Origin of the sequence: Roseateles sp. (assembly GCF_044373315.1) — a bacterium.
Taxonomy (GTDB): Bacteria; Pseudomonadota; Gammaproteobacteria; order Burkholderiales; family Burkholderiaceae_C; genus JACDQM01.
The window spans coordinates 1-9,370 of record NZ_JBILQK010000116.1; the positions used below are offsets into that span (position 1 = coordinate 1).

Genomic DNA, 9,370 nt, shown 5'->3' on the forward strand with positions numbered 1-9,370 from the left:
GGCCGGCGGGCCGGATGATAAGCAGAGCAGCCGCGGGCCGCGGACTGCACGCTCAAGGGCTGGAATCGACGATGGATCGCGCGCCAGCTCCAAGCACCGACACCCACGAAGGGGCGAATGCCGCCGTGCATGGGCTGCGCAGCCGCAGCGATGTCAGTGCGGAGCTCAGCACCCGCTCTGCCATGCGCCGCTTGCCTGCAAACAGCGCAGGCGGGTCAGCAGGTGCCTTAGCGCCGAAAGATCTGCAACAGGAGCCCAATGAATATCGCCAGAACGATGAGCGGGATGCCTGTATGAGCCACGCTGTCTGGCAGATCCGGGATGAACCGCTGCAGAAAGGTCCCGGTATAGGTATGGGGAGAGCCTGCAAGCTCCAGAAGCTCCTTCTCCCAGCGGGTCAGAAGACACTCGCTGAAGAGGGCATACGAGCTCAGCTGCAGCACACAGGCCCCGATGAAGATCCAGGCGAAGGGGCGCTTGAGACTGGCCCTGGAGAATCGGCCCAGCAGTACGCCCACGACGCCATACATCGTCACGCCGACAAGGGTCGCATGTGCTATCGCGACCAGTTTCGCAAGCCAAGCGGCCTGTGCAGCATCCATTTCCAGATCCTGTCCTAGAGGAACAGATGATTGGGTGCGGCGGCAATGCCGACGTCATTCATGCGCCGACACCCAGGCGGCGAATTCCGGCGTGATGTTATCGGTGTCGGCTCAGTCGAGGCAGATCACAGCTCACGGCCAATCGCCAAGGGCCGGGTATGGAAAGCACGCGTGTTCGAACAGGCTCAAGGCCAACTCAGCCCTTTGGCCTCGGACACGTGCCCACTTGGCGTGAGCACTCACCTGCCAACTCATTGCCGGAAAGGCCTCAGCTCAAACGGCCCGAGCCGCTACGGTTGAGCAAGGGCAGGCTGCAAGGTTACCGATTGAGCGCCTCAAGCTTCTGCCGATCAAGATAGCGCTCAAGCACACCCATGGTGGCCGCCACGTCCTTGTCCGTCATGAGCTCTTGCATCGCAAGTTGGCCAAGAACTGAGAAGGCGGATTGGATTGCGGTCGATCCAGCGACCTGAATCGCTGCGCGGGCCTGCGTGGCGCACGCGTCCGCAAGCAGGCGCGTGAACAACGTTCCAGCAGTGCGCGAGACATCGTCGGTGACATTGGCGGAGACCGAAGAGATCGCCTTCATCTCGGAGTGCGCAGACATCGCAACAAACAGCCAACGGGCCAAATCCTTGCGATCCTTACCGGATGAATTCTCGGCGACGCACTTGCCGAGCGCATCGACTTGAGGGTTAGCGGCAGCGCCGGTTGACATTGCGATCAATGCGGCAAGAAGGACGATCAGTTGTTTCATATGAGCTTGCTTGGTGTCAGGACGAAGAGGTGGATTCCGTGTGCCATAACGCCGGACTTTACCGGCCTCGGCAGGCAATCCACTGCAAGGATAGCCTAGCTTGGATTCCGTAGAGCATCTGGGAAACACCGCAGCAGTTTTCGCTGTCACCGCTTGGGCCTGCATGGATAGCGCTCAAAGCCCCGATTAAGCAAGCGGCCAGGCGTCATCGCGGCGGGGGTGGAGTACAGGAGTTCATGGCCTCATCCGAACACGCCACCTTGCCATCGAGCAGAAACCACCGCGCTTCAGGAGGCTTTGCGCAGCGATAGCTTGCCGTGTGACTGCCAGCTTTCAGTGTGACTCGCACGCCGGATTCCGCTTGGGCTGGCGCCTCGTCGTGGGAGAAGACCTCGTAGCTTGCGTCCGGTGTCTCAAACCCAACCGAGCTTCTGTACGTACCCGCTCGGACGTAGTGGAAGTACTTGAACGCATCCGCCTTGCCCGGGCCCCAAGCTGCGTGCTCAAGTTCGACCTTGGCTTTCGTACCGTAGCGGTAAGTCAGGGCCTGGCCGGCCAAGCAAAGTGAGATCAGCTTGCCCGGCTTGGTGGGACAAGCGAAGACGACCTGCTCTGAGGGCCTGCACAGAGACTGTGCGGAAGCCGAAGCTGCCGCCGAAATCAGCAGGAGGACGGCGCAGCGTTGTTTCATGAGGCCTACGCGCCCTTATCACGCTTTGCCGCCGGACTCGTGGTCCGAGTGCAGGTGCCACCAGCGCGGGCGACGAGAAACATAGGAGTGATACCTTGGAGCGAACTCCTTCAGGTGCGGCTTGTCGAGCGCACCTGTGGCGATGGCGATGGTTGGCTCGTCGTCGATCGCGCCGATGGTGCTGCCACACGAACTGCAGAAGACCCGGCTGGAGTAAGAAGACGAGCGCCAGCTTGAAGGCTTGCCACCCGGACCGACCCACTCGACGTTCTGCGCGGGGAATTCCACCCATGCAAGGGTGAGAGCACCTGAGTGCTTGCGGCAGCTTTCGCATGAACACGTATGGGGCTTGGCCGGCACGCCTGTGACCCGGAATCGGATAGCGCCACAGATGCAGCCGCCTTCGTAGTACTTGGTGCTCATTGCAAGGACAGAGAAGAGATGGTGGTGATTGCGACGCCTGTCGCTCGAGCTATCAGGACAGTTGCGCCGTATGGCCAGTGGCCCGGAATGACATGAGCGGCTTATGGCCGCACGCCGCAATAGGTCCGTCCAGCAAATGCTTAGGCCTCGCCGCAGTTGCACACGCTAGGGTTTGTACGGGGATTATTTGCACTGGCGCCTGGGGGCTGAACAATGCCGACCTGACTCTACTCTTGGAGCTTGAAATGCCGCGAAGTGCGAAGACATGGGCCGAAAAGCGAAAGGCGAAGCCGCCGCATACGGTGACACTGGACAAGGACTTCGCTGGCATTGCTGCTGGCTCCCGACTGCTGATCTCTTGCCCGCTCGAGTTGGAAGAGTACCTGCGCAAGCATGTCCCGGCTGGCACAACGAAAGAGATTCAGCAGGTGCGCCGGGAACTCGCCACGTTTCATAACGCTGATGCCACCTGTCCGGTGTCAACGTCGATCTTCCTGAGGACAGTTGCTGAGGCTGCCTGGGACGAATTCATTTCCGGCAAGTCCGTCACGGAGCTTGCGCCGTTCTGGCGAGTCATTGATCCTAAGTCGCCACTTGCGAAGAAGCTTCGCGCGGGTTCGCAGTGGATTGAACAGCAACGCCAGGCGGAGGCGGCGGCGGGAAACCTCAGCAGTGAGTGATGCATGATCTGCCACGGACAGGGCCTCGCCGCCCATTGCGAGGCCGAGCGCTTTGGCCACGCGGGCGACCCCAGCAGCACGCCAGACCCGAGTTGGCGGAGTTCACCGCACACCGCCGACTCGAGCCTGGTTCCCCCGCCCGGCTGGGGTTCGACTGGAGCGAGGGCTTAGGCCTCTATCGGGATCAAGGACCTGCGGTCGGCCAAGCAGGAAGCGCAGTTCTTCGTGTACCCATGCGTTCATCGCGAGGCCGGCGGTTCGAGTTGAAGCGGCCGCTTAGACCGCACAGCGCTCGCCCCCTAGAGACTTCTGCCTGAACACACTCAGCGGGTGCTCTGGATAGCTACCGAATGCGCAACGGACTTCAAAGCCATGCTTCTTGTAGAAAGCCAGGGCCGCATGCTGGTAGGGCCCGGTTTCAAGTTGGAGCAGACGACAGCCACGAGAGAGGGCCTCGCTCTCAAGTGTGGCCAGGATGGCTGCCGCGGCTCCGTGTGCGCGGCAAGATGGGCGGACAAACATGCGCTTGACCTCTCCAGTTCCGCTTTGGAGCACCACCGCGCCACAACCCATGGCAACGCCGGCGCTGTCTCGTGCAACGGCGAACAACACGTTCTCTTGCTCCAGGCTCACCAGGTCGAGTGCGTACCGAGCCTCGGGAGGATACAGCGCGTCCTGAAACGCATCGAGCTCAGCAATCAGCTCGATGACCTCCGCCTGTCTTGGCGACTCAAGGTAAACATGCATCGGTATGTCGTTCTCTGTCCGGAGTTGGACATGGGGCGCGGCCAGCGGCGGCACAACCGTTGGCAAAGGGCCAAACTGTTGTTCGCCGTTCGCTGTCGCCTCGATGGAGGGTTTAGGCATCGTCGTACGAGAAGGCATGAGAGGCGGTGAGTGCGGCTGCCTGCGGCGCGGACAACGCCCCAACTGCTTCTGAAATCGCCGCGGCAAACTTTGCGTAAGCCCAGGGCTGGGCTGTGATGATGCCGCGGTCTGAGACGAGGTCCGCGCGCACATACTGGCTTCCCTCCCAGAAGTGCTGGGTGAACTCTACGGCTTCCGGGCTTGCGTGTTCGGGCGTGTAGTTGTGAGTGGCGCGGACACCTCGAAGCAGGCCCGCACTTGCAAGAACGAGAGCCCCGGCACAGATCGCCCCGATGAGGGCACCGCCGGCGCGTTGAGCGTGCAGGCAGGCAGCGGCAAGACCTCCGGGAATGATCGAGGCGGGATCGCCACCCGGAACCAAGACACAGTCAAGCTGAGTGCGTTCGAGATCGCCGTAGCTGCCCGCCACCTGGAGGGTCGCGCCGTTGGATGCCTGGTGCGCGAGACCATCAGGTGTGTAGAAGGCCACTGACGATCGGCGCGCCAAGATCTCCAGGGCAAGCGCCACTTCAAAGAACACGCAGCCTGGGTAGAGAAGAACGGCGACTTTACGATGCATAACTTTCTCGCGACGTGGGAGCATGCAGTGTGCCGCCAGGCCCGCGAGGCTGCCGACAAACGGCAGGGCTGCGCGGGCCAGACGGCGCGCCGTTGGTGCTCCGCTTGATCGAGGGCTTAGTCCGTATCCCTTGCGCAGCTGCGGACGATGATGTCTGCAACCGACGCACTCGCGGGCAGGAAGGTATGCAACTGCCGCAATTCCACCTTGGCACTGATCCAGCTTGCGCTGACCTCGGAATCGGAAACAACACCGTCGTTGAGTTCATCCCCAAACGGCGAGAGACGCCCCCTAAGACCCGCCACGCCAACAATTGCAGTGGTAGGCACTTGGGGCCCTGAAACAGTGGACATGCGCTCTGGCGCGGCGAGCAACTGGCCACAATCGCCAGCCAAGAGCTTGAAGACCCAGCGAGACTTCAGCTTGACGGCGAGGCGAGCGCTGGACACCGGCGAGCCGATGAGGAAGACATGCTTGGGCTGCAACGTGCCGGCCGGCATGCCCGCTAGCGCTGCGCGCAACAGAACGCCTCCGAGGGAGTGCCCAGCGACGGCATACGGGCCCTGCCTGGCGATGTGCTCGATGTGCTTGCGAAGCCGACGAACGATGGAGTCAAACGACTCCAACGCGGCCACGTAGCCAAACACAGAGGTCCTGAGCCCCGCCTGGCGCAGGCGGCGAAGCATCGGCCATCCCGACAACGGTGACCGACCCATTCCGTGGACGTAGAGGACAAGCATGGGTGCCTGATGCGGTCTGACATTCGAGCCAACCGAGCCACAGAGATAGAACGCCGTGGCCCGGGCTGGGGGAATGTAGCTTGTACCTCAGGCCGGGCCAAGATGGCCTGCCTTAGCAGGTGCGGTGCTGCGCGAGGGGTCAGGCGTCGATGATGACCCCAAGGCGGCCGATCACCCACTCTGATCCTGCTTCCTTCAGCATGGTGCTCCAGTCGGGGTAGCCCGAACTCCCTCGAACAAAGAGATCCCAGCGTCTGGCGGTGTTCGAATCCAGCTCAAGCAAATCGGCTTGCTGAATGCCACCGGCCGCAAGGAAGGACTCCAAGTTGCTGAAGCGACTGCATCGGGCAAGGAAGCGCTCGGTCAACAGTTCTCGCAGCGGCACCATCACTTGTTGTTCCGCGCAATCTGAACGCTTGCGCCAGCACTCCTGGCCAAGCAAGGGGGATGGGGCCTCTGTCAGTGGGATCCGCTGCATGTCAATCCTTCTTGCCGTGCCTGGCGCATGACGCGCAATGCTCGGGTACAGACGCCTCAACATCTGTTCGCCAGCGAACATAGGCAAGCCCAAGGTTCCAGGCCAGCGCGCGACCACGGGTGGAGGCCAGGCCCGGGCTGGCGAACATGTGCCGCTTACCGCCAGCCCAGGCCAGGCGGCCTGCCCTTGGTGCTGCGCTTCAGCGAAGGCTCAGGTGCCACCGCGCGCAGCTGCAGCGGCTGTTGCCGCAAGTCTGTGTGCTGCCGCTTCAAGAAGCCGCCTGGAATACAGCTCGTGAAGCCCAAGCAGTGCATGAAACAGGCGACCAAACTGCGGCGGGCCGCCAGCTGGGCTTGCTCGTCTGGGCTTGATGGCGGAGCCGAAGAACAGGCGTGTGCTCAAGACTCCTGAAGTGGCGTCCGGCAGAGCCATCAGCCACGAGCTTGTGCGGCCGGCTTCGTCTGTGAGCAGTATTTCGCTTGCAGTACGTTCGGTGACTTGCCACACAGCGAACGAAGTTCCGCTTCCAGCGGCAAGTTCAGCGGCTTGCTCGTCGCTTGATCCCTTTCCTGCAAGCAGGCGAAGAATGAAGCGCTCGGTCTTGAAGAGCCTGGATGTGTAGAAGGCTTCGATGAACTGTGAGCGTCTGGTCCGACCATCTTGACGCGCAGGACGTCATGGGTCAGAGGTCGTAGACCTCGTCGATGACTTGGCCGTTTTCGAAGTATTTACCCACGGCACGATCAAGCCGTCGCAGTAGCGCGGTCAGCGTCTCACCTTCGCGACGGACGAGCATGGCGACAACGTCTTCGTCAGTCGCGATGGCTACGAAGGGGTAGCCATCTTCCCGACCGAGTGATATCTCGCCACCATCCTCGATCAGGGCTTCCAGGTTGTTCACGATACGACGCTCGGCGACTCGCCGCGGGCTTGCCAACGATGCGGCAGCAGCTCATCGAGTCGGCTGTTGAGCAATGTCGGCAGACGCTGCAGCACGTCGCGCAGATACGCCCAGGGGTCATGCCCGTTCATGCGAGCCGACTGCACCAGGCTCATCACGATGGCGGCGCGCTGCCCCGCGAGTTCGCTGCCCACGAACTGCCACGCCTTGCGTCCCATTGCCCAGGGCTTGATCTGCCGCTCGAGGTGGTTGTTATCCAGCGCGACCGCACCGTCCTCAAGATGCCTCGTCAAGGCCATCCAATGGCCTAGCGTGTAGTCGATGGCTTTGGCCGCAGCGCCGCCGTCAGCGACCAGCCGGCGCTCTAGCTCCAGCCATTGGCGCAACTCCTCCCACAGCGGCCTGGCGAGCCGCTGCCGTTGTGCGCTTCGCTCCTCATCGCCAAGGCCCTTGAGATCACCCTCGACCTCGTAGATGCGCGCGAACCGACGCACCGCATCCATGCCGACAAGGCTGCTGCCGCCATGCGCGAGCTCTTCGAAGTTCCGGCGAGCATGCGCTGCGCACGCTGCACTGGTGCGGCCGGGGTATAGGCGAGGGTCCACCACGGTCTCGTAGGCGTTGTAGCGATCGGTGAGCAGCGTTCCACGCCATCGTCGCTGCCCCAGCTTCTCGTCGCCATTCAGGAACGCCACCGGGTACTGGGCCCCGCGCCCTCGGCAGAACTCGTAGATCACGCCCGGCACCGTGTCGTGCCAGCTCCTGGCGTAGGCCCACACGTAGGCCTTGCGTGTCTTGCCAGCGCCCGGGTCCAGCAAGGCCACCGGCGTCTCGTCGGCGTGCAGGACGCGGCACTCGAGGATGAAGTCCTTGTGCAGCTCGTACAGCGGCTCCAGTGCCGCGCCGGCTTGGCCAGCCAACGCCGCCAGCGTCGAGCGTGGGGTGTGCACGCCTGAGCGCGCGTTGATGGTCTCCTGCCGGTAGTACGGCAGGTGGTCCACGAAGCGGCTGATCAGCGTGTGCGCGAGCAGGCCGCTCGCAGCCACGCCGCCTTCGACGATCTCTGGCACGCTCGGCGCCTGCTTGAGCACCTGGCAGTGCCGGCACGCCCACTTGCCGTAGACGTGGCGGTGCACGAAGAACTCGGCAGGCACGATGTCCAGTCGCTCGGTAACGTCCTCACCAATGCGGTTCATGGGGCGCCCGCAGTCGAGCGCCTGGCAATCGGTGCTCTCGGGCTCATGACGGTGTTCGACACGGCGCAGGTGCTCGGGGAACGCATTGCGCCGAGGCTTACGCGGCGGCTTCTTGAGCTGCGCACCGGCCGCCGCTGCGGCAGCCTCTGCCTCACGCCGCAGCCGGTCGAGCTGTTCGCGCAGGCCGGCCTCGTCCTCGGCCAGTGTCTCCTCGAACAGGCGCCGCTGGTTGGCGCTCATGGCCTCGGACTTCGCGCCGTAGGTCCAGCGCTTGAGGCGGGCCAGCTCGAAGTTGATCTTCTCGATCTTGGCCTCGCGCAGCGCGATCTCGCGGTCCTTGCGCACCAGCAGCGCATCGCGCTGGGCCAGCGCTTGGTCACGCTCGGACAGCTGCTGCGCCTGGTCTTGCACCTGTTGCTGCAACAGAGCGATCAGTCCGGCCACCTCGGGCGGGAGGCCCTGAGGATCGATGGGAGGAAGACCACGCATGCTGAGCATGCGTGGCATCGTGCCAGAGCTTGCCGATGTCGCCCATCGGCAGATGCACTGTCAACGGATTGGCAAGTGCATCAATCGTTCACGCTCGCGTGATGCGACTCAGCTCGGGCAGCCGCTGCCAGGGCAAGCCCAGGACCAGAGCATCGAACTGCGCGGGCGTCAGTGACACAGAGGGCGTCACATTGGCCGCGACAGGCCAGACGAAGCGGCCGGCGTTGAGGCGGCGTGCGGCGCACCAAACGCCGAAGCCGTCGTGCACCAGCAGCTTGATCCGCGTGCCAGAGGCATTGGCGAACAGGTAGCCATGGTGAGCCTGCGCGGCACCGAACACTTGCACCACACGCGCCAGCAGCCGGTCGGCGCCGGCGCGCATGTCGATGGGCTCGGCGGCCAGCCACATGGCGTCGATGCGGATCATCGGAGCAGCTCGCGCATCCAGGCCGCGCACTCGCTGGCCGCGCTTGCCGGCCAGGTCACCGTGATCGCCGTGTCTCCGCGATGCAGCTCGATGCGGATGTCCGCAGGCGGGACTGCAGCTGCAGGGGGAGGCAGACTCACGGGCACGAACGATGGCTTGTGCTGCGCGGGTGGGACCTCGCGAACAGCAATGCTGTTGCGGGGGGCGCGCGCCGGCTTCATCTCCGCCTCTTGGACCCACCTGCGCAAGAGATTTGCGTTGATGCCACGGGCCATGGCAATGGCGGCTATCGAGATGCCGTGCTGCATGCACGAGGCCACGGCTTCGGCCTTGAACTCGTCGCTGTGTTTGCGGCGCCGCTGGCGCGCGCCGGCTTGTTGATCGGGAGTAGTGTTCACGTGTCCACCAAGAGGTTGAGGTGGATACGAGCCTCCTATGCGCATAACCGGTCTTCAAGATGGGCGGACTGGACGCTCACGATGAACTCAGCCTGGGTGGCAGCAATTGGGACTGTCAGCGAGAAGCAGTCCACATAGCTT

General features: G+C 63.2%; 12 protein-coding genes. 1 reads left to right on the plus strand and 11 read right to left on the minus strand.

The features are described from left to right. Nucleotides 1-227: 227 nt before the first annotated feature. The 3 genes from ACIQ67_RS17765 to ACIQ67_RS17775 all read right to left on the minus strand — a co-directional run bounded on the left by ACIQ67_RS17765 (nt 228) and on the right by ACIQ67_RS17775 (nt 2,473). Nucleotides 228-602, minus strand: a complete 375-nt coding sequence (locus tag ACIQ67_RS17765; RefSeq protein ID WP_397535711.1) for a DUF2784 family protein — start codon at nt 600-602, stop codon at nt 228-230. 319 nt (nt 603-921) lie between these two features. After that, entirely contained in the window at nt 922-1,359 is a 438-nt protein-coding gene (locus ACIQ67_RS17770) for a hypothetical protein (RefSeq protein ID WP_397535712.1), read from the minus strand. A 709-nt stretch (nt 1,360-2,068) separates the two neighbouring features. Beyond that, the gene (locus ACIQ67_RS17775) at nt 2,069-2,473 is read right to left on the minus strand and encodes a GFA family protein (protein WP_397535713.1); all 405 of its coding nucleotides are present in this window, start codon (nt 2,471-2,473) and stop codon (nt 2,069-2,071) included. A 233-nt stretch (nt 2,474-2,706) separates the two neighbouring features. Between ACIQ67_RS17775 and ACIQ67_RS17780 the strand changes: the two genes are divergently transcribed. Next, entirely contained in the window at nt 2,707-3,153 is a 447-nt protein-coding gene (locus ACIQ67_RS17780; protein WP_397535714.1) for a hypothetical protein, read from the plus strand. Between the two features lie 276 nt (nt 3,154-3,429). Here the strand turns inward: ACIQ67_RS17780 and ACIQ67_RS17785 are convergent, their stop codons facing one another. The 8 genes from ACIQ67_RS17785 to tnpA form a co-directional block, all read right to left on the minus strand. Continuing rightward, nucleotides 3,430-4,020: a GNAT family N-acetyltransferase gene (locus ACIQ67_RS17785; protein ID WP_397535715.1), complete on the minus strand. Its 591-nt coding sequence runs from the start codon at nt 4,018-4,020 to the stop codon at nt 3,430-3,432. Beyond that, entirely contained in the window at nt 4,013-4,600 is a 588-nt protein-coding gene (locus tag ACIQ67_RS17790) for a DJ-1/PfpI family protein (protein ID WP_397535716.1), read from the minus strand. Before ACIQ67_RS17790 ends, ACIQ67_RS17785 begins: the two co-directional genes overlap by 8 nt. A 116-nt stretch (nt 4,601-4,716) precedes the next feature. Then, on the minus strand, nt 4,717-5,340 hold the full coding sequence (locus tag ACIQ67_RS17795) for an esterase/lipase family protein (RefSeq protein ID WP_397535717.1): 624 nt from the start codon (nt 5,338-5,340) through the stop codon (nt 4,717-4,719). A 139-nt stretch (nt 5,341-5,479) separates the two neighbouring features. Beyond that, entirely contained in the window at nt 5,480-5,818 is a 339-nt protein-coding gene (locus tag ACIQ67_RS17800; protein WP_397535718.1) for a hypothetical protein, read from the minus strand. Nucleotides 5,819-6,500: 682 nt separating this feature from the next. After that, nucleotides 6,501-6,719, minus strand: a complete 219-nt coding sequence (locus tag ACIQ67_RS17805; protein WP_397535719.1) for a hypothetical protein — start codon at nt 6,717-6,719, stop codon at nt 6,501-6,503. After that, nucleotides 6,716-8,413, minus strand: coding sequence for an IS66 family transposase (gene tnpC, locus ACIQ67_RS17810; RefSeq protein ID WP_397535720.1), 1,698 nt, complete (start codon nt 8,411-8,413; stop codon nt 6,716-6,718). The genes ACIQ67_RS17805 and tnpC overlap by 4 nt, the downstream gene beginning before the upstream one ends. 79 nt (nt 8,414-8,492) lie before the next feature. Beyond that, nucleotides 8,493-8,831 (minus strand): IS66 family insertion sequence element accessory protein TnpB, encoded by a 339-nt coding sequence (gene tnpB / locus ACIQ67_RS17815; protein ID WP_397535721.1) that lies wholly within the window; start codon nt 8,829-8,831, stop codon nt 8,493-8,495. Next, nucleotides 8,828-9,229 carry an IS66-like element accessory protein TnpA gene (gene tnpA / locus ACIQ67_RS17820; protein ID WP_397535722.1) on the minus strand — a complete coding sequence of 134 codons (402 nt, stop codon included), beginning with the start codon at nt 9,227-9,229 and terminating at the stop codon, nt 8,828-8,830. Before tnpA ends, tnpB begins: the two co-directional genes overlap by 4 nt. Nucleotides 9,230-9,370 lie beyond the last annotated feature (141 nt).

Bases quoted from the DNA above. Each gene is read 5' to 3' on its own strand.
- ACIQ67_RS17765 (WP_397535711.1), bottom strand. From the start codon at position 602: ATGGATGCTGCACAGGCCGCTTGGCTTGCGAAACTGGTCGCGATAGCA.
- ACIQ67_RS17770 (WP_397535712.1), bottom strand. From the start codon at position 1,359: ATGAAACAACTGATCGTCCTTCTTGCCGCATTGATCGCAATGTCAACC.
- ACIQ67_RS17775 (WP_397535713.1), bottom strand. From the start codon at position 2,473: ATGAGCACCAAGTACTACGAAGGCGGCTGCATCTGTGGCGCTATCCGA.
- ACIQ67_RS17785 (WP_397535715.1), bottom strand. From the start codon at position 4,020: ATGCCTAAACCCTCCATCGAGGCGACAGCGAACGGCGAACAACAGTTT.
- ACIQ67_RS17790 (WP_397535716.1), bottom strand. From the start codon at position 4,600: ATGCATCGTAAAGTCGCCGTTCTTCTCTACCCAGGCTGCGTGTTCTTT.
- ACIQ67_RS17795 (WP_397535717.1), bottom strand. From the start codon at position 5,340: ATGCTTGTCCTCTACGTCCACGGAATGGGTCGGTCACCGTTGTCGGGA.
- ACIQ67_RS17800 (WP_397535718.1), bottom strand. From the start codon at position 5,818: ATGCAGCGGATCCCACTGACAGAGGCCCCATCCCCCTTGCTTGGCCAG.
- tnpC (WP_397535720.1), bottom strand. From the start codon at position 8,413: ATGCTCAGCATGCGTGGTCTTCCTCCCATCGATCCTCAGGGCCTCCCG.
- tnpB (WP_397535721.1), bottom strand. From the start codon at position 8,831: ATGATCCGCATCGACGCCATGTGGCTGGCCGCCGAGCCCATCGACATG.